This window comes from Sphingomonas sp. S1-29, assembly GCF_026167545.1.
Classification (GTDB): Bacteria; Pseudomonadota; Alphaproteobacteria; order Sphingomonadales; family Sphingomonadaceae; genus Sphingomonas.
Genome location: NZ_CP110678.1, coordinates 133,477 through 152,950, shown reverse-complemented (window position 1 = coordinate 152,950; position 19,474 = coordinate 133,477). Strand labels below are relative to the sequence as shown.

18 protein-coding genes are annotated in these 19,474 nt (G+C 66.5%); 14 read left to right on the top strand and 4 right to left on the bottom strand.

Annotated elements, in window-relative coordinates:
- The first annotated feature begins 3 nt into the window (after positions 1-3).
- From OKW76_RS00720 to OKW76_RS00710, 3 genes are read left to right on the top strand one after another with little or no spacing between them, the layout of a single operon-like run.
- Positions 4-1,080: an alpha/beta hydrolase gene (locus tag OKW76_RS00720; RefSeq protein WP_265550258.1), complete on the top strand. Its 1,077-nt coding sequence runs from the start codon at positions 4-6 to the stop codon at positions 1,078-1,080.
- 44 nt (positions 1,081-1,124) lie between these two features.
- Positions 1,125-3,020: an NPCBM/NEW2 domain-containing protein gene (locus tag OKW76_RS00715; RefSeq protein WP_265553061.1), complete on the top strand. Its 1,896-nt coding sequence runs from the start codon at positions 1,125-1,127 to the stop codon at positions 3,018-3,020.
- Entirely contained in the window at positions 3,020-4,723 is a 1,704-nt protein-coding gene (locus OKW76_RS00710) for a GH39 family glycosyl hydrolase (RefSeq protein WP_265550256.1), read from the top strand. The genes OKW76_RS00715 and OKW76_RS00710 overlap by 1 nt, the downstream gene beginning before the upstream one ends.
- Before the next feature lie 48 nt (positions 4,724-4,771).
- Here OKW76_RS00710 and OKW76_RS00705 read toward each other — a convergent pair whose 3' ends face one another.
- From OKW76_RS00705 to OKW76_RS00695, 3 genes are all read right to left on the bottom strand, one after another.
- Entirely contained in the window at positions 4,772-6,175 is a 1,404-nt protein-coding gene (locus OKW76_RS00705; RefSeq protein ID WP_256506965.1) for an NAD(P)H-dependent flavin oxidoreductase, read from the bottom strand.
- A gap of 79 nt (positions 6,176-6,254) precedes the next feature.
- Positions 6,255-7,394, bottom strand: a complete 1,140-nt coding sequence (locus OKW76_RS00700) for a glycosyltransferase family 4 protein (protein ID WP_265550254.1) — start codon at positions 7,392-7,394, stop codon at positions 6,255-6,257.
- The gene (locus OKW76_RS00695) at positions 7,391-8,383 is read right to left on the bottom strand and encodes an alpha/beta fold hydrolase (protein ID WP_265550252.1); all 993 of its coding nucleotides are present in this window, start codon (positions 8,381-8,383) and stop codon (positions 7,391-7,393) included. Before OKW76_RS00695 ends, OKW76_RS00700 begins: the two co-directional genes overlap by 4 nt.
- Positions 8,384-8,401: 18 nt before the next feature.
- Between OKW76_RS00695 and OKW76_RS00690 the strand changes: the two genes are divergently transcribed.
- The 9 genes from OKW76_RS00690 (at position 8,402) to OKW76_RS00650 (ending at position 16,855) form a co-directional block, all read left to right on the top strand.
- A complete protein-coding gene (locus OKW76_RS00690) occupies positions 8,402-9,763 on the top strand; it encodes a protein adenylyltransferase SelO family protein (RefSeq protein ID WP_265550250.1) in 1,362 nt (453 codons plus the stop codon).
- Between the two features lie 87 nt (positions 9,764-9,850).
- Positions 9,851-11,266: a succinylglutamate-semialdehyde dehydrogenase gene (astD, locus tag OKW76_RS00685; protein WP_265550248.1), complete on the top strand. Its 1,416-nt coding sequence runs from the start codon at positions 9,851-9,853 to the stop codon at positions 11,264-11,266.
- A gap of 6 nt (positions 11,267-11,272) precedes the next feature.
- Complete coding sequence (locus OKW76_RS00680; protein ID WP_265550246.1) at positions 11,273-11,851, top strand: DUF6891 domain-containing protein; 579 nt, start codon at positions 11,273-11,275, stop codon at positions 11,849-11,851.
- Positions 11,852-11,928: 77 nt separating this feature from the next.
- Positions 11,929-12,717 carry a uroporphyrinogen-III C-methyltransferase gene (cobA, locus tag OKW76_RS00675; RefSeq protein ID WP_265550244.1) on the top strand — a complete coding sequence of 263 codons (789 nt, stop codon included), beginning with the start codon at positions 11,929-11,931 and terminating at the stop codon, positions 12,715-12,717.
- Positions 12,714-13,010, top strand: a complete 297-nt coding sequence (locus OKW76_RS00670; RefSeq protein WP_256506958.1) for a DUF2849 domain-containing protein — start codon at positions 12,714-12,716, stop codon at positions 13,008-13,010. Before cobA ends, OKW76_RS00670 begins: the two co-directional genes overlap by 4 nt.
- A 1-nt stretch (position 13,011) precedes the next feature.
- Positions 13,012-14,649: a nitrite/sulfite reductase gene (locus OKW76_RS00665; protein ID WP_265550241.1), complete on the top strand. Its 1,638-nt coding sequence runs from the start codon at positions 13,012-13,014 to the stop codon at positions 14,647-14,649.
- Positions 14,636-15,097 (top strand): DUF934 domain-containing protein, encoded by a 462-nt coding sequence (locus OKW76_RS00660; RefSeq protein ID WP_265550239.1) that lies wholly within the window; start codon positions 14,636-14,638, stop codon positions 15,095-15,097. Before OKW76_RS00665 ends, OKW76_RS00660 begins: the two co-directional genes overlap by 14 nt.
- Complete coding sequence (locus tag OKW76_RS00655; protein WP_265550238.1) at positions 15,090-15,869, top strand: phosphoadenylyl-sulfate reductase; 780 nt, start codon at positions 15,090-15,092, stop codon at positions 15,867-15,869. Before OKW76_RS00660 ends, OKW76_RS00655 begins: the two co-directional genes overlap by 8 nt.
- A gap of 134 nt (positions 15,870-16,003) precedes the next feature.
- On the top strand, positions 16,004-16,855 hold the full coding sequence (locus OKW76_RS00650) for a universal stress protein (protein WP_265550237.1): 852 nt from the start codon (positions 16,004-16,006) through the stop codon (positions 16,853-16,855).
- On the opposite strand, the gene OKW76_RS00645 is transcribed toward OKW76_RS00650, so the two are convergent.
- Positions 16,852-17,604 carry a Crp/Fnr family transcriptional regulator gene (locus OKW76_RS00645; RefSeq protein ID WP_265550236.1) on the bottom strand — a complete coding sequence of 251 codons (753 nt, stop codon included), beginning with the start codon at positions 17,602-17,604 and terminating at the stop codon, positions 16,852-16,854. The two genes, OKW76_RS00650 and OKW76_RS00645, sit on opposite strands and share 4 nt — an antisense overlap.
- A gap of 147 nt (positions 17,605-17,751) precedes the next feature.
- Here OKW76_RS00645 and OKW76_RS00640 point away from each other — a divergent pair, with 147 nt between their 5' ends.
- Together OKW76_RS00640 and OKW76_RS00635 are read left to right on the top strand one after the other, a co-directional pair.
- Positions 17,752-18,183 (top strand): DUF1810 domain-containing protein, encoded by a 432-nt coding sequence (locus tag OKW76_RS00640; RefSeq protein ID WP_265550234.1) that lies wholly within the window; start codon positions 17,752-17,754, stop codon positions 18,181-18,183.
- Positions 18,184-18,391: 208 nt separating this feature from the next.
- Positions 18,392-19,339, top strand: a complete 948-nt coding sequence (locus tag OKW76_RS00635; protein WP_265550232.1) for a manganese catalase family protein — start codon at positions 18,392-18,394, stop codon at positions 19,337-19,339.
- The last annotated feature ends 135 nt before the right edge of the window (positions 19,340-19,474 follow it).

Here is a 19,474-nt window from a genome sequence, read left to right as displayed (position 1 = left end):
ACGATGCGATCGACGACGAGGACCGGATTGGCGATGAGCGCGGCGCTGCTCGGGCTGTGCCTGACGGCACCGGCACAGGCGCAGGTGGATACCAAGAAGCTCGCCGCGGTGCCCGGCGCCCGCGCGGTGACGGTCGATCGGATCAAGGTCCGCTCGGCGGCGATCGCGGGCAATCTCGCGGGCGAAAGCGTCGATCGCGACGTCCTGGTGGTGCTGCCCCCCGGCTATGCCGCCAATCCCGCGCGCCGCTACCGTGTGCTCTACGCGCTGCACGGCTATTCGATCGGCGCCGAGCAATGGACCAAGGAAATCCAGGTGCCGCAGGCGATCGAGGGCGCCTTCGCCAAGGGCGCGGGCGAGATGATCGTCGTCTTCCCCGACAGCAAGACCGTCCACAACGGATCGATGTATTCGAGCTCGCTCACGACGGGCGATTTCGAGGCGTTCATCGCGCGCGACCTGGTCGCCTATGTCGACGCCAACTATCGCACGATCGCCGACCGCCGCAGCCGCGGGTTGGCGGGGCATTCGATGGGCGGATACGGCACCACGCGGATCGGCTTCAAGCATCCCGACGTCTTCGGCGCGCTCTACATGATGAGCCCGTGCTGCCTGTCGCCGCGCAATGCCGCGACGATCGACCCGGCGGCGATGGCGGCGCTCGAGAACGTCAAGACGCCCGCGGACTCGGCGAAGCTGCCCTTCATGTTGCGGGCGCAACTGGCGAGCGCGGCGGCGTGGTCGCCCAATCCGACGCGCGCGCCGCTCTATCTCGACCTGCCGGTCAAGGACGGCAAGGTGCAGCCCGACGTGCTCGCGCGCTGGGCCGCCAACGCGCCGCTGGCGATGCTCGACCAATATGTCGGCAATCTGCGCCGCTATGCCGCGATCGCGATCGATGTCGGCGATCGCGACGGGCTGAAGGACGATGCCGCCAAGCTCCACGCCGCGCTCGATCGCTATGGCATCGCCAACAGCTTCCAGATCTATTCGGGCGACCATGTCAGCCATGTCGCCGAACGCTTCCAGGATCATGTGATGCCCTTCTTTTCGAAGCATCTGACGGAGACCCAGCCGTGACCATCAAGACCAACCGCCTGTGGCTTATCGCGGTATTGCCGGTGATGCTGGCGGCGGCGCCCGATGCGCCGCGCGCACCGGTTGCCCCTACCCCCGCAGCCGCCGCCGATCCGCTGGCCCCCAGCGGTCGCTGGTCGGCGAATACCGACGGGCAGGCACCGGTGCCGCCGATGGGGTGGAACAGCTGGAACGCCTTCAACAGCGACATCGACGAAGAGAAGATCCTCGCATCGGCGCGCGTGCTGGTCGATACCGGGCTGTCGCGGCTTGGCTATCGCTACGTCAACATCGACGATGGCTGGTGGCTCAAGCGGCGGCAGACCGATGGCCGGCTGGTGATCCGCTCGGACAAATTCCCCTCGGCGGGCAAGCCCGGCAGCACCGACACCAGCTTTCGCCCCTTTACCGACAAGATCCATGCGATGGGGCTGAAGGCGGGAATCTATTCGGATATCGGCCGCAACAGCTGCGGCCAGATCTACACCCCCGATTTCAAAAACCAGCCCGAAGGCAGCGTGCAGGAGCGCGAAGTGGGGCTGTACGGCCATGTCGACCAGGACATCGGCCTGTTCTTCCGCGAATGGGGGTTCGATTTCATCAAGGTCGACGGCTGCGGGGTGCGAGGGCTGCCCGCCGATGCCGAACGCGTGCGCAGCGGGATGTACCGCGCGCTGCCGCCGATCATCGACATGCAATCGCTCGGCCGCACCGATGTCGGCGCGGTCAAGGCGCTGTACCAGTCGGTCGGCACCGCGCTCCAGCGCCACCGGCCCGGCGGCGACTATGTCTTTTCGCTGTGCCTGTGGGGATCGGCCGACGTCCGCGCTTGGGGCAAGGATCTGGGCAACAGCTCGCGCACCAGCGACGACATCTCGCCGCATTGGGGGCGGATGCTCACCAACCTCGATACCGCGATCACCCGCCCGCTCTACGCGCAACCGGGATCGTGGAACGACGCCGACATGCTCTATGTCGGCACCGGCGATTTCGATGCCGACCATCTGACCGAGGCGCGGTCGCATTTCTCGCTTTGGGCGATGATCAATTCGCCGCTCATCATCGGCTATGACCTGCGCAAGCTGACCGCGGCGCAGCGCACGATCTTCGGCAACGCGCAGATCGTCGCGCTCAACCAGGATCCGGCGGGCAACCAGGCGGTGATCGCCTACCAGTCCGAGGATGTGCAGTTCCTGGTCAAGACGCTCGCCGATGGCGGCAAGGCGGTGGCGTTGTTCAACCGCAGCGCCGAGCCGGCAGAAGTGCATCTGACCGCCGCACAGCTCAAATATCGCGAGGACGCCCCGGTCGCGCTGACCGACCTGTGGAGCGGCAAGCGCAGCAGCTTCACCGGCGAACAGGGCTTCAAGCTGGCGCCGCACGAAACCCTGGTGTTCCGCACCAGCGGCACCCGGCGGCTGCCGAACGGGCTGTTCCTTTCGGAGCAGCCGGGCAACGTCAATCCGGCGGTCGACGGCGTCGTCGCACCGCGCGTCGATCCGACGATCCATCAGTCCGTCACGCATTGGCGCGGCACGCGCGGGCCCGGCGAGCATGCGCAATATTCGGGCTGGGGCGGCGCGCAGGCCGATCGCGCGGTCTATGGCCAGGTGCTCCGCGTCGCGGCGCGCAACTACGATACCGGGCTCGGCGTGCTGACGGGATCACGGATGGAGGTGCGCAACAACGGCTTCGCGCGCTTCACCGCGTCGGTAGGCGTCGACGATTCGAGCGATGCCGCGACGGCGGGCGTCCGCTTCGAAGTCTATGGCGACGGCAAGCTGCTCGCACGGTCGCGACCGATGCGCTTCGGCGAGGCGGCGCAGCCGCTCAGCGCCGATGTGAAGGGCGTGCGGATCGTCGAACTGGTCGCGCGCGGCGCCGGCGGCGATACGCGCAACCCCGCCGCGGTCGTGTGGGCCGATGCGGCGATGGTGCGCTGATGCGCCGCACACTCAAGGCCGCGTCCGCCGCGCTCGCGCTGGTCGCCGCCACCGCCGGCCCTGCGCAGGAACGACGCACCCCGCCCCCTGCCCCGGCGCAAGCAGCGGCGATCCCGGTATCGATCGCGGTCGACGCTGGTAGCCCCGGCGCGCCGGTCGATCCGGTGTGGCGCTTCTTCGGCGCCGACGAGCCCAATTACGCGACGATGAAGGACGGGCGAACGACGCTGGCGACGCTCGGCGGGCTGGCGCCCGACCGCGTCTATTTTCGCACGCACAATCTGCTGACGACGGGCGACGGCACTGCGGCGCTCAAATGGGGGTCGACCAACGCCTATACCGAGGATGCGCAGGGACGTCCGCGTTACGACTGGACGATCGTCGACCGCATCTTCGACACCTATCGCGAACGCGGGGTGAAGCCCTATGTCGAGATCGGCTTCATGCCCGAGGCGCTGTCGTCGAAGCCCAAGCCCTATCAGCATGACTGGCGCCCGGGCAGCGGCAGCCTGCGCACCGGCTGGGCCTATCCGCCGACCGACTATGCCAAATGGGAAGAACTGATCTTCCAATGGGTGTTGCATTGCGTCGAGCGCTATGGCCGCGCCGAAGTCGCGAGCTGGTATTTCCAGACCTGGAACGAGCCCAATCTGCCGCAATATTATTGGGGCGGCACCCAGGCCGAATTCTTCCGGCTGCACGATTCGGCGATCCGCGGTGTGCGCCGCGCGCTGCCCGAAGCGCGCGTCGGCGGGCCCGACATCGCCGGCACGGGCGACCAATATCTCACCGCCTTCATGCAGCATGTGCAGCAGGCGGGTACCCCGACCGACTTCGTGTCGTTCCACGCAAAGGGCAATCCCGAACTGGTGGGCGAAGGCGCAGGGCAATATGTCCGCATGGGGCTGTCGACCCAGCTCAAGGCCGCCGAGAACGAATATGCGCAGATCGCCGCCGACCCAGTGTTCCGGAAGAAGCCGATCATCATCGGCGAGGCCGACCCCGAGGGCTGCGCGGCGTGCCAGGGGCCAGCGAATGCCTATCGCAACGGCACGATGTATTCGAGCTACACCGTCGCCTCGTTCGTGCGGCTGCAGCAATTGGCGCAGCGGCGCGGGCTGAACCTTGAGGGCATCCTCACCTGGGCGTTCGAGTTCGAGGACCAGGCGCCGTTCGCGGGGTTCCGCCAGCTTACCTCGGGCGGCATAGACCTGCCGGTGATGAACGTCTTCAAGATGTTCGCGATGCTGAAAGGGCGCGTGGTGCCCGCGGTCTCGGATCAGCAACGCGCGCTCGACGACGTGCTCGCCAATGGCGTCCGCGGCGCGCCCGATATCGGCAGCATCGCCGCGATCGACGGCAATCGGCTGGCGATGCTGGTCTGGCATTATCATGACGACGATCGCCCCGGCCCCGACGCCGCGGTCCGCCTCGCGGTCGCCAACCTGCCCGTAGCGCTGCGCCGCAACCCGCGCGTGACGCAATATCGCGTCGATCGCACGCATTCGAACAGCTATGCCGCGTGGCTAAAGATGGGGTCGCCGCTGGCGCCGACCAATCCGCAGCGCGCCGAATTGCTCAAGGCGGGCGAGCTGGCGAGCATCGCCGGCCCGTCGATCACGATGCAGCGAAACGGCGCGACGCTCGACCTTACGCTGCCGCGTACCGGCGTGTCGCTGGTCGTGCTGGAACCGGGAAAATAATCGCAAGCACCGGGGCGCGTCGATCGCGCCCCGGAAGCCTGTCGCAGCTCAGTCGCCGGTCAGGATGCGATCGACCAGCTGCTTGACGCTGGGAACGAAGCCGTTCGAATAGAACGGGTCCTTCTTGAAGTTATAAGCGTTGTGGCCGGCGAACATCAGGTTCTGCTCGACGGGGCCGTCATGCGCGATGTCCTGCAGCGTCTTCTGGATGCAGAAGCTGCGCGGGTCGGCGAGCCGGCCGGTCGAATTCGTCTCGGTGTCCTTCCACGACGAGAAGGCGCAGTGGCTGAGGCAGCCCATGCAATCGGCCTGGTCCTTGCGGATCACGCCCTTTTCCTCGGGCGTCACGAACACCAGGGTATTGTCGGGCGTCTTGAGCGCATCGGTGAAGCCGAGGCCGAACCATTCGCGCGCGCGTAGCAGGTCGTTGCGGGTGACCCAGAAATTCTTGCCCTTCACGCCGACGTCGAGCTGGAACACATGGTCGCCGGCTTCCTGCGTCGAAAAGGCGATCTGCCGCTCCGAGCGCATCTCCAGGTTGCGCAGGAACGGATTGCGCACCGCCGAGGAATAAAAGCCGGTGGGCGAGAAGCGGTGGAGCAGCACGTCGCCGGGCTCGAGCCCCATCAGCCGCGCCTTCCACCCCTCGGGGATCGGGCTTTCCTGCGTCAGCAGCGGGCGGGTGCCGTATTGGAAGGCGATCGCGCCGAGTTCGTCATTGTCGATCCAGTCGCTCCAGTCGCGCAGATACCAGACGCCGCCCGCCATCACGATCGGCGTGCTGTCGGGAATACCACCTTCGCGCATGACGTCGCGCAGCGCCTTCACGCGCGGATAGGGGTCCTGTGGCTTCAGCGGGTCTTCGGCGTTCGACAGGCCGTTATGCCCGCCGGCGAGCCAGGGATCCTCGTACACCACCGCGGCCAGCCATTCGGCTGCCTTCGAATAAGCACGCTTCCATAGCGCGTTGAACGCGCGGCCCGAGCTGACGATCGGCAGATAATGGACGTTGTACGACGCCGCGATCTCGCTGAGCTTGTAGGGCATCCCCGCGCCGCAGGTGACGCCCGCCACCTTGCCGCGGGTACGATCGAGCACGCCGTGCAGGATGCGCTGCGCGCCGCCCATTTCCCACAACACGTTGATGTTGATCGCGCCCTTGCCATCGGCGATCTCATAGGCACGCTCGACCTGCTGGACCGCGCCTTCGATCGCATATTCGATCAGCTCTTCGTGGCGCTCGCGGCGCGTTAGTGCGCGATAGACCTGTGGAATGATCTTGCCGTCGGGGTCGTAGCTGTCGGCATTGACCGCGCTCACGGTGCCGATGCCACCGGCAGCGGCCCAGGCGCCCGCCGATGCATGGTTGGTAGCAGCTACCCCTTTTCCACCCTCGACCAGAGGCCAAACCTCGCGGCCATTATACACGATCGGCGACAGGCCTTTGAACAAAACTTCCTCCAGGCGATATATCTGCGCGCAAAATACCGGGCGCGCGTTAGCGGGACCAGCCGAGGCTGGCGAGTTAAAGTTACGGTCCTAACACACCCGGGCGACGCATCGCCGCGCTATATAATTCGCGATACGCGGCGATCATCGCCTGTTCGTCGAACAATTGCGCGGCCTTGATCCGGTTGGCGTTGCCGATCCGCGCGCGAAGCTCGGGGTTCTGCACCAGGATCGCCAGCCGATCGCGCAGATGCACCTCGTGCCTATCGGGACTGATATAGGGCAGGTTCTCCTCCGAGACCATGTGGCGGATGTCGCCGACATCGGGCGCGACCACCGGCAAGCCGGTCGCCATCGCCTCGATCACCGAGATCGGCTGCTGCTCGCTTTGCGACGACAGCGCGAAGACGTCGAACAGCCCCATATATTTGTGCGGATCGCGCAGGAAGCCGGGCAGGTGGACACGGTCTTCCATGAACATCGCCTCGGCCGCATCGACGATCGTCTGGCGCTCGGGGCCTTCGCCGACGATCACCAATTCGGTGTCGAGCGGGATGCCGCCGACCGCGCGGACCAGCAGCGGCAGGTCCTTGACCGGGCGAAGCCCCGCGAGCGTGCCGACCACCGGGCGACGGCCCTTGGGGCGGAAGCCGGGAATCGCATTGCGCTTGGGCTCGGCGTAATAATTGGCGAGCGCGATGCCGTTGGGGATGCGGTGCACCCGATCGCGCGGCTGTTTCCAAATCTTAAGCGCGATGTCCTCGAGCCGGTGCGAGGGCACCACCATCGCATGCGCCACCCCCATCGCCATCCGGCGATAGGCGTTGCGCATCCGGTTGAGACCCTTGGCCTCGTCGCTGTTGAAGCCGTCTTCGTGATGGACGACCGGCGGCGCGCCCTTGGGAAAGACCCGCTTGGCCATCACCCCGTCGATCGCGCCCCAATTATAGGTCAGCACCAGATCGAAGCGGCGCATGAAGCCGGCGATCGCCTCGTAGCGCGCGACCGAGGGCTTGCCGGTGAGCGGCGGCGGGTCTTGCGCGATCTCGTACGCGATGCCCGGTGCGATGGCTGCACGCGCGCCGAATTCGCCCGGCATGCCCGACACGATCGTGTGCCGCGCGGCGGGGCCGAACGCGTTCATCAACCGCACCGCGCGTGCCTCCTTGCCGCCGAGCGCGAACGACGAATGGAGGTGGAGGATATGGACGGGGGCGGTCAAAGCAGGAGGTCGGGGCGTTCTTCCCCCCTCCCGCTTGCGGGAGGGGTCGGGGGAGGGACTGTCTCCGAAGCGGCTGGTTCGACAGGCCCTCCCCTAGCCCCTCCCGCAACCGGGAGGGGGATTCTCGCCAGCAGCCGGTCGATCGCCGCCACCGCCTCGGGCTCGTCCAGCGTCGGCGCATGCCCCGTCGCCGGTACCGTCACCAGCTCGCCCTGCGGCAATTCGGCGAGCATCCGCTCGGCCACCCCCGCCGCCAATATGTCCGACGCCTCGCCGCGCACCAGCAGCGTCGGCACCTGCTTCAGCTGGCGGAAGGCGCCCCACATGTCGGGGCCCGCCTCGTTGCCCGGCAGGCGGAAGGGCTCGGCGATCTTCATGTCGTAATCGGGGACGATCCGCCCGCCCGAGGTGAGCTTGTACAGCCGCTTGGCCATCACCAGCCATTGTTCGATGCCATATTCGGGATAGACGTCGGCATTATGCTCGGCGATCGTCCGCGCGGCGTGCATCCAGGTCGGATATTGCGACGATTTGCCGACATAGCCGCGGATCCGCGCCAGCCCGCGCGGGTCGAGCTCCGGCCCGACATCGTTGAGCAGCGCGCCCGCCAGCTTCGGCCGCCCCGCCGCCGCAAGCAGCATCGTCAGGATGCCGCCGAGCGAGGTGCCGAACGCGATCACGCTGTCGAGCGCGAGTTCGTCGACCAGCCGGCCGATGTCCTGCAGATAGGTCAGCGGCACATAGGTCATCGGATCGCGCGCATAGGCGCTTTCGCCGCGCCCGCGCAGATCGACCGCGATCACCCGCCAGTCGCCCGCGAGCCGTTCGGCGACGCCCTCGAAATCACGCGCGTTGCGCGTGAGGCCGGGGATGCACAGGATCGCGGGCCGGTCGGCGGGACCGGCATAGTCGCGATAATGCAGGCGGAGCCCGTCATTCGACCACCAATAGGCATCGGTGTAGCGGGCAAGGTTGCGCGAAGCGGCCATCGCCACCCATATCGCCGGATGGCCGATGACACGCAAGCACGACCCGAACGCGCGATCCTCGAACTGGGCGACGCGTTCTACGATCCGGTGCAGGGCGCCGACTTTCCGCAGACGATATTGCGCTTCCGCAACGATCGTGCTGCCGTCGGCATAGGGCTGGATCATTGGAGCGATGCCGACTGGATCGCGCATCTAGGACGGTTCGCACCGTTGCCGGGCAGCCTCGATACCCCGCTGGCGCTGCGCTATCACGGGCACCAGTTCCGGCAGTATAATCCCGATATCGGCGACGGGCGCGGGTTCCTCTACGCGCAGCTGCGCGACGATGCCGGGCGGCTGATGGACCTCGGCACCAAGGGATCGGGGCAGACCCCTTGGAGCCGCTTTGGCGACGGGCGGCTGACGCTGAAGGGCGCGGTGCGCGAAATCCTCGCGACCGAGATGCTCGAGGCGCTCGGCGTCGAAACCTCGCGCACCTTGTCGGTGATCGAGACCGGCGAGGCGCTCGAACGCGGCGACGAGCCCTCGCCCACCCGCTCGGCGGTGCTCGTGCGCCTCAGCCACGGGCATATCCGCATCGGCACCTTCCAACGGCTCGCCTATCTGCGCGACGCCGAACATATGGAAGCGCTGGTCGCTTATGTGCTGCGTCATTATTATCGCGAGGATACGGGCAAGGACGCCGCGGCACGGCTGCTCGGTCATGTCGTCGATCGCACCGCGCGGCTGGCGGCGAGCTACCTGGCGGCAGGGTTCGTCCATGGCGTGCTCAACACCGACAACATCAACGTCACCGGCGAGAGCTTCGATTACGGGCCGTGGCGTTTCGCGCAAAGCTGGGACCCGAGCTTCACCGCCGCCTATTTCGACCATGCCGGGCTCTACGCCTTCGGGCGTCAGCCCGAGGCGATTCACTGGAACTGCATGCAGCTCGCGGTCGCGCTGCGCACCGTCAGCGAAGCGCCGCCGCTGATTGCCGAGCTCGACCGCTTCGCCGAGCGCTACCGGATCGAGATCGTGGGCGCGATGCTGTGGCGGCTGGGCGTGGCGCCGCTCGACGATGCCAGCGATGCGGCACTGGTTGAAGCGCTCGAACAGGCGCTGGTCGCGTGCGGCACCGCGATCGATCCGTTCTTCCACGACAGCTTCGGCGGAACGGTGCCCGACCAGTATGGCGAAGGCTTTGCCGGGGTCCGCGAATTGCTGGCGCGCTACACCCCGCGCAAGCCGCGCGATCATGCGCATTGGGCCGGCCCCGCCTGCGGAATGCCGATCGAGGAGGTCGAGGCGTTGTGGGCGGCGATCGACGAGCGCGACGATTGGGCGCCGCTCCACGCCAAGGTCGCCGCGATCCGGGCGATGGGCGAAGCGCTGGCGTAAGCCGCGAACCACTGCGCTGGAAACGCGCCGCGATTTGCGGCACAAGCCGCTCAGAAGCAGCGATTGCCAGATAAAGAAGGCGTGCGAGTGGCCGGACAGGACCTTTTTTCGACCGAGCCGGCGACCGGCGCAGTGCTGTGGCAGGGGGTGGCGGGCGATGCCGATGCCGAGGTTGCAGCCGCGCGCGCGGGCTGGTCCGAATGGGCCGCGCGCCCGCTCGCCTTCCGCATCGAGACGCTGCGCCGCTTCGCCAATGTCGTGCGCAGCAAGCACGAGACCTTTGCCGATCTGATCGCGCGCGAGACCGGCAAGCCGCTGTGGGAAGCGCGCACCGAGGTCGATACCGTCGTCGCCAAGGTCGATATTTCGGTTACCGCCTTTTCCGAGCGTACCGGGCAGCGGCGGCTCGAAGCGCAGATGGGAGCGCGGCTCGCGCTGCGGCACAAGCCGCACGGCGTGCTCGCGGTGCTTGGCCCGTATAATTTCCCCGCGCACCTGCCCAACGGCCACATCGTCCCCGCGCTGCTCGCGGGCAATGCGGTGGTGTTCAAGCCGTCGGAAAAGACTCCCGCGGTCGGCGCGTTCCTGATCGATTGCTATCGCGCCGCGGGCGTGCCCGAAAACACCGTGCGGCTGCTGCTCGGCGGCCCCGAGGAGGGCAAGGCGCTGGCGGGCCATCCCGATATCGACGGGCTTTTGTTCACCGGATCGGCGCGCACCGGCCTCGCGCTCAACCGCGCCTTTGCCGACAAGCCCGAGAAGATTCTCGCGCTCGAAATGGGCGGCAACAACCCGATCGTGGTGTGGTCGACCCCCGATCTCTACGCCGCCGCGGTGGTGGTGGTGCAATCGGCCTTCACCAGCGCGGGGCAGCGCTGCACCGCCGCGCGGCGGCTGATCGTCGATGCCAAATTATACGATCCGCTGGTCGAGGAAGTGAACAAGCTGGTCGGGCGGCTGATCATCGGCGAACCGCATGCCGATCCGCAGCCGTTCATGGGCCCGGTGATCGACAACGACACCGCCGATCTGCTCACCGAAAGCTTCCTGGCGCTGTCGACCAGCGGCGGCCGGCCGATCCGCTATCTTCAGCGCTCGATCGAGGGCCGCCCGTTCCTCACCCCCGGCCTCATCGACATGACCGGCGCGAGCGAACGGCCCGATATCGAGCTGTTCGGGCCGATCCTGCAGGTGATCCGCACCGATACGTTCGAGGCGGCAATCGCCGAGGCGAACAACACCCGCTACGGGCTGTCGGCGAGCCTGGTGAGCCAGGACCCCAAATTATACGACCAGTTCTGGGCGAATATCCGCGCCGGCATCGTCAACTGGAACCGCCCGACCAACGGCGCGTCGTCGGCGGCACCCTTTGGCGGGGTCGGCTGGTCGGGCAACCACCGCCCCAGCGCTTATTATGCGGCGGATTATTGCGCCTTTCCGGTGGTGTCTAGCGAGGCCGAACAGGCGCGCGGCAGCATCGGCATCGGCATGCGCGACAGCTAAAGGACCATGATGACCGACGAGGAATATGCGCTCGATTCGATCCGCAAATGGGCGTGGTCGGGCTTCTACACGATCGACGAGGCGCGCGAGTTGCTCGAGGAAATCGTCGAGCCAGACGACGATGTCGAGGCGCTGCGTGCCGCGATCGATGCGAGTTTCGCCGAGAAGCTGGCGGCCGAAGCGAGTTGGCCCGCGCAAACCGATTGCGACCGGCTCGATGCGGTGTTCGAAGCGCTGCACGACGACGGCATCTGCGCGTTGCAGCACGCCGGCTACACGATCGCCGACGGGCATGACGATGTGCGCGAAGTCGTCGCCGAGGAGCCCGAGGGCACCTATCACGGCTATTGCTTCTTCCACGGCCAGGACGTCGAAGGCGCGATCGACGGCGACGGGCTGGCGATTGCCTTCGGTGCGCTGGGCGACGATCCGGCCGAGGGTCTGGCGGTCGGCCAGGCGGTGAGCGCCGCTTTGCGCACGGCGGGGTTCGCGGTCGAATGGGACGGCAGCGCGGGGCAACGCATCGCCCTGCCCGCGATCGTCTGGCAGCGCCGCATCCCGACCGAGGAAGACGACGCGGAATAAGCGAGGGAAAGAATCCCTTCCCCCGCCCCAAAGCAACATCGGTTGCCCGTATCCCGCCGAGCGACCATTTACCCTTCATGGCAAGTCTCCTCGATCCTACCGCGCGCGGACGCGTCATCCTGGTCGGCGCCGGCCCCGGCGATCCCGGGCTGCTCACCGTTCGCGCGGTCGAAGCGTTGCGAATGGCCGATATCGTCATTCATGACGGCCTGGTCGATCCGCGCGTGCTCGATCTCGCGCCCGCCGGGGCACAGCGCATCTCGGTCGCCAAGAAGCGCGCGCGCCACACCGTGCCGCAGGACGGCATCAACGCGCTGATCGTCGCGCACGTGAAGACTGGCGCGATCGTCGTACGGCTCAAGGGCGGCGACCCCTTCATCTTCGGCCGGGGCGGCGAAGAGGTCGAGGCGGTGCGCGCCGAGGGGCTTCGCGTCGAGGTCATCCCCGGGGTTTCGGCGGCGCTGGGCTGCGCGGCGGAAGCGATGCTGCCGCTGACTCACCGCGATCATTCGAGCGCGGTCAGCTTCGTCGCGGGCCAGTGCAAGGGGCTCGCCGATCAGGACTGGTCGGGGCTCGCGGGCCAGGGCCGCACGCTGGTGATCTACATGGGCGTCGCCACCGCGAGCGACATTGCGGAAAAGCTGATGGGCGAAGGCGTCGCGCCCGACATGCCGGTGGCGGTGCTCGAACGCGGCACCTGCGAAGGCAGCCGCGCGCTCAAGACCTTGCTTGCCGATCTCGGCGCGATGGTCGATCGCGAGCAGGTGGCCAGCCCCGCGATCATCGTGGTGGGCGAAGTGGTCGAACTGTCGGACGCGCAGGACAAATTGGCGCGCTGGGCCAAAGTGGCGGAGAATATTGCGTGAAGATACTGACCGGCAATGATCTGAAGACCGGCGACGTGGTGTGGTGGACCGGCTCGGGCTGGTCGCGGCACGTGGAAGACTCGGCCGATGTCGGCGAGGCGGGCGAAGCACTGGCGCGCCAGGAAGAGGCCGCGCGGCGCGTCAACGTGCCCTATGTGATCGACGCGACCGCTACCCCCGAGGGCCCCCGCCCCGCGCATATCAAGGACCGCGTCCGCGCGCTCGGCCCAACGATACGCCCCGATCTGACGTTGAAACCCGCCGATCCGTCGGCGGGCAACTGGGTAATCTGAAATGTACCAATATGACCAATACGACCAGAATTTGGTCGACACCCGCGTCGCCGAGTTTCGCGACCAGGTCGAACGCCGCCTGTCGGGCGAGCTGAGCGAGGACCAGTTCAAGCCGCTGCGGCTGATGAACGGCCTGTATCTGCAGCTCCACGCCTATATGCTGCGCGTCGCGATCCCCTATGGCACGCTCGACAGCCGCCAGATGCGGATGCTGGGGCATATCGCGCGCAAATACGACCGCGGCTATGGCCATTTCACCACGCGGCAAAACCTGCAGTTCAACTGGATCAAGCTTGAAGATACGCCCGACATCCTCGCCGAGCTGGCGACGGTCGAGATGCATGCGATCCAGACCTCGGGCAATTGCATCCGCAATATCTCGTCCGACCAGTTCGCCGGCGCCGCCGCCGACGAGATTACCGATCCGCGCCCCTGGGCCGAGTTGCTGCGCCAGTGGAGCAGCTTCCACCCCGAATTCAGCTATCTGCCGCGCAAGTTCAAGATTGCGGTGATCGCCGCCAAGGAAGACCGCGCCGCGATGCGGCTGCACGATATCGGCATCGAGATTGTCGAGCGCGATGGCGCGCATGGCGCGCGCGTGTTCGTCGGCGGCGGCATGGGCCGCACCCCGATGATCGCGACCGAAATCGCCGAGTTCGTGCCGCTGTCGGGCCTGCTGAGCTATCTCGAAGCGTGCCTGCGCGTCTACAATCGCTACGGCCGCCGCGACAATATGTACAAGGCCCGGATCAAGATCCTGGTCCACGAGATCGGCGCTGACGAATATCGCCGCCAGGTCGAGGAAGAGTTCGTCGCGGTCAAGGCGCTGGGGATCGACCCGCCCGTCGCCGAGTTCGAGCGGATCAAGGCGTTCTTCGCGCCGCCGGCATTCGCCGCCGACGCACCCGACACGCTCGATCGCAGCGATCCCGATTTCGCGGTGTGGCTCGACCAGAACGTGAAGCAGCACAAGCAGCCGGGCTATGCGATCGCGACGATCAGCCTGAAGCCCGCGGGCGGTATTCCGGGCGATGCCAGCGCCGACCAGATCGACCTGATGGCCGACCTTGCGCAGCGCTACAGCTTCGACGAGCTGCGCGTCACCCACGCGCAGAACATCGTGCTGCCGCATGTCCGCAAGGCCGATCTCTATGCGGTATGGCAGGCGTTGCACGAGGCGGGACTGGCCGAGGCCAATCTCGACCTGATCAGCGACATCATCGCCTGCCCCGGCCTCGATTATTGCAGCCTCGCCAATGCGCGCTCGATCCCGGTCGCGCAGAAGATCGCCGAGCGCTTCGCCGATCTCGATCGCCAGCGCGAGCTTGGCGAACTGAAGCTCAAGATTTCGGGCTGCATCAACGCCTGCGGCCACCATCATGCCGGGCATATCGGCATCCTGGGCGTCGACAAGAAAGGCCTCGAAAACTACCAGCTGTCGTTCGGCGGTTCGGGGGCCGAGGACGTCAGCCTCGCCAAGATCACCGGCCCGGGCTTTTCGGAGGACGGCGTCGTCGACGCGGTCGAAAAGGCCACCGACGTCTATCTCGCGCACCGCGAACAGGGCGAGCGCTTCGTCGACACCTATCGCCGCATCGGCATGGAACCCTTCAAGGAGGCGATTTATGGCCCTGCATGACATCGCCAACGAGGCGGGCACCGACGAGACGCTGCTGCGCTTCCGCGACGACGAGCCGCATGACGAGCCTGCGGTGACGCTGGAATCGTTCCTCGGCCAATCGAACGCCACCGCGGTGCGGATCGAAGCCGGCGAGGATGCGCGCGCGTTGCTCGTCCATCTCGACCGGATCGCGCTGATCGAGATCGGCTTTCCGACCTTCCGCGACGGGCGCGGCTATTCGGCGGCGCGGGTGCTGCGCGAGGCGGGCTATACCGGCGAACTGCGTGCCGAGGGCGACGTGCTGGTCGATCAGCTGCCGTTGATGCGCCGCTGCGGCTTCGACAGCTTCGCGCCAGCTGCCGCGATCGATGCCGCGGTGCTCGACCGCGCGCTGACGCGCTACCAGAATGTCTACCAATCGGCGGCCGATGGGCGGGCGCCGGTGTGGAAGCTACGGCATGGCTAATGCCCTGCTCCGCCCGGTCGATCGGATCGATACCGGTCCGCGCTTTACCGCGGCCGACGCGCACCGGCTGAACGAGCTGTTCCGCGGGCGCGATACCGTGGAAATGCTGCGCGCGGTGCTGGGCGAGGCGATGCTCGGCGATGCCGCGATCGTTTCGTCGTTCGGCGCCGATTCGGCGGCGTTGCTGCATCTGGTGGCGAGCGTCGATCGCAGCGTGCCCGTGCTGTTCCTCGACACCGAGAAGCATTTTCCCGAGACGCTGCTGTACCGCGACCAATTGGTCGAGCGGCTGGGGCTTACCGACCTTCGCATCCTCCGCCCCGACCCCGAGACGCTGGCCAAGCGCGACGAGACCGGGCTGCGCTGGTCATACGATCCTGATGGCTGCTGCGAGATCCGCAAGGTCGTGCGGCTGGCGCGTGCGCTGGCGGGATTCGACGCGACGGTGACCGGGCGCAAGGCATTCCAGGCTTCGACGCGAAGCGCCTTGCCGCGCTTCGAGCTCGACGCGTCGGACGATTTCGGGCGGCTCAAGCTCAACCCGCTGGCGACCTGGACCCAGGCCGACCTGACCGACTATTTCGTCGCGCATGATCTGCCGGTGCATCCGCTGGTCGCGAAGGGCTTCCCCTCGATCGGCTGCGCACCGTGCACCAGCAAGGTCGCCCCCGGCGAAGACCCGCGCTCGGGCCGCTGGAAAGGGTGGGACAAGGTGGAATGTGGCATCCACGCGCCGGTTGGCGACGGCGACCCCGACCAGCCCTCCTTTTAGGCCGACGCGCGCGATCGACCGCGCTATAGCAGGGCCGAACGCGCATCGGCGCAAGCTCGTGCCAAAGCCCTTTTATCGTCGTGGTTCGACCGGCCGGGGGCGCCAGCGCAACCCCGCGGCGATCGATTAGGAGATTGACCCTGCAGAACATCCTCGCCTGTATCGATGCCTCGAGCTACGCCAATGCGGTCTGCGACCTCGCCGCCTGGGCCGCCAAGCGGCTCGAAATGCCGGTCGAACTGCTCCACGTCGTCCAGCGCAAGGATGCCGCAAGCAACGCGCTGGCGGGTGCGATCGGACCGGGTGCCAAGACCGATCTGGTCGCCGAGCTGGCGCAACTCGATGCCGCCGATGCGCGCTTCCAGGGCGAACGGAGCGAGATTTTGCTCCAGGCGGGCGAGGCCCGGCTGCGCGAGAGCGGCGTCGCCGACGTGCGGACGCTCCACCGCCAGGGCGGCATCGTCGAGACGATCCTCGAGCAGGAAGCCGATGCGCGGATCGTCGTGATCGGCAAGCGCGGCGCCAGCCACGAATTCGCGATCGACCATGTCGGATCGAAGATCGAACGCGTCGTGCGCGCGAGCAACAAGCCGATCCTGATCGCCAGCCGCACCGCCGGACCGCCCGAGCGGATCGTGTTCGCCTATGACGCCAGCCCCGCCGCCGATCGCGCGCTCGAACGGCTGGTCAATTCACCGCTGCTGGCCGGGCTGCCGGTGCATATCGTGATGGCCGACAGCGAGCATGACGGGCATCGCCTCGCGCTCAAGGCCGCCACCGCGCAGCTCAGCGTCGGGCACGAGATGACCACGACGCTGCGAAAAGGAAAACCCGAACAGGTCATCTCCGATATCGTCGCGGCGACGCCCGGCGCGATGCTGATGATGGGCGCCTATGGCCATTCGCGGCTGCGCTCGCTGATCGTCGGCAGCACGACGACGACGATGATCCGCACCGTCCGCACCCCGGTGTTGCTGATCCGCTAGGAAGCGGGGTTCCAAAGCCGCGCGCATTCGGAGCGCATGTGCAGATAGCTGCCGTCGAAATCGCCGCGCCGGACCAGCCCCGCCCAATCGACGATCCGGACCGCGCGCTGCTTGCGTTCGATCAGCGCCTCGTCGGACAATATCCGCAACATCCGATTCACGTGCACCGGTGTCAGCCCCAGGCAGTCGCCAAGCTCTTCCTGCGTCATCGGCAATTCATATTCATGGTGGCTGCCCAGCCCGGCGACTTCGAGCCGAAGACCGAACTCGCACAGCAGGTGCGCGATGCGGGTGGCGCCGTCGCGGCGGCCAATGCCGACGATCCGTTCGCGGAACAGCGACCCGTCGACCAGCGTGTCGAACCACAAGGCCTCGCCGATCGTGCGATGCTTGAACGCCAGGTCGAGCACCGCCTCGCGCGGAATGAAGGCGACCTCAGCAGGGGTGAGCGCCAGCACCCCGTGATCGGCGATCCGCAGCAGCGAGTTCTGCAGATCGACCATGTCGCCCGCCATGTGCACCGCCAGGATCTGCCGCGCCCCGGTACGGACGATCTTCTGCCGATAGGCAAAGCCCGATCGCAGCAGGCACGAATGCGTCGCGCGATCGCCTTCGTTGATGATCGCCTGGTTAGGGGCAAGCGACTGCAGCACATAGGGCAAGGCCAACAACGCCTCGCGCTCGACGTCGGTGAAATTGGCCCATAGTTCGAGCTTGCGCACCATCGGCGCGAGCGGACTTTGATTCATCAGCATGGACGTCTTTCGCTCGGGTCGTACAGATCGCGTTAAACTGGGTGGCATATCGGCCGGACGGCAGCAACCAACCCCGTCCTAACCGATTAAGTATCGAAGTTACGACATTTTTTGCGCCGCAATGAACAGGGGTTTCACGCGATGGCCGATCGGTTCAACCTCGAGCGCTTCGTGCTGGCGCAGCAGGACACCTATGCCGCGGCGCTGGCCGAGATCGGCGCGGGGCGAAAGCGTAGCCACTGGATGTGGTTCATCTTCCCGCAGATCGCCGGCCTCGGCCGCAGCGAGATCGCGCAGCATTTTGCGATCGCATCGCGCGACGAAGCCATCGCCTATCTGGCGCACCCACTGCTCGGACCGCGACTGATTGCGTGCACTTCGGCGCTGCAGGCCCTTCCGGACACCGCCGACGCTGCGGCCGTGTTCGGGCCTGTCGACGCGCTCAAGCTTCGCTCGTCGCTGACACTGTTCGCCGCGACGGGCGGCCCGCCGATCTTCGGCGAGGCGATCGGGCGATGGTTCGCGGGGCAAGCCGATGTCGCCACGCTCGAACGGCTTGCTGCGGCAAAGTAGCGAAGCAGTCCATTTATCGGCTTGGGACAGACAGCTCCAGAAGCTGCTACCATACTGTTAATACGGCCAAAACACAGTGGTACCGATGGCGGTGGAAAGCTAATCGTCATGATCGAAATCAAGAATTGATGTCGTCGGCGAAACGATAGGAACATCGCCGTTGGCGACCCGTTCTGCCGGAACCTCCTGACAGAACTGGAACCTGCCGATGTTCATGCACAACAAACGGCTGCAATATACTGTTCGCGTTGCCGAACCTAACCCAGTGTTGGCGTCGCTGATGCTCGAGCAGTTTGGCGGCGCCGATGGCGAGCTTGCTGCAGCGATGCGTTACTTCACCCAGGGGCTAGGCGAACTCGATCCGGGCCGTAAGGATCTGCTGATCGACATCGCGACCGAGGAACTCAGCCATCTCGAAGTGATCGGTTCGATCGTCGCGATGCTCAATAAGGGTGCCAAGGCGCAGCTCGCCGAAGCGTCGATGGAAGAGGCAGAGCTGTATCTGTCGATGACCAAGGGCGGCAACAGCCACACCCAGTCGCTGCTATACGGTGGTGGCCCCTCGCTGACCAACTCGTCGGGCGTGCCATGGACCGCCGCCTATATCGACAGCCGCGGCGATCCGACGTGCGACCTGCGCTCGAACATCGCCGCCGAGAGCCGAGCCAAGATCGTTTACGAGCGGTTGATCAACATCACCGACGATCCCGGCATCAAGGACGCGCTGGGCTTCCTGATGACGCGCGAGATCGCGCATCAGAAGTCGTTCGAGAAGGCGCTCTACGCGATCGAGGACAATTTCCCGTCGGGCAAGCTGCCGGGAATCGAGAAATACGCCAATGTCTACGTCAACACGTCGCAGGGCGAAGGCGACATGGACGGCCCGTGGAATTCGGGCGAGCAGTGGGAGCGGATCGACGACCTCGAACAGACGATGCCGTTCGATGACGGCGACGGCTCGGCCTCGGTCGTGCTCGACAAGACCGACGCCAAGACCGCCGAAAAGCTCGCCGTGCGCACCGCATCGGTGCCGACCGGCGATCCGACCACCGGCGTCGATCTCGGCGCGGGCGCAGGCGCAGGCCGGATCACCGGCGACGACAAGGGCGCTGCCGCCGATGTCGACGACGCGGTGAAGATGGCCGACGCGATGTAATGCCCTGGCCCGCCGATCGCGTATCGGCGGGCCATTTTTTCGTGTCGCTGCTGGATCGGTTCGCCGACACGCACTGGTAATATTCCGCACCATGCCGTCTATCGCCTGGCTCGCCGCATGATTGCGGTCAGTCTA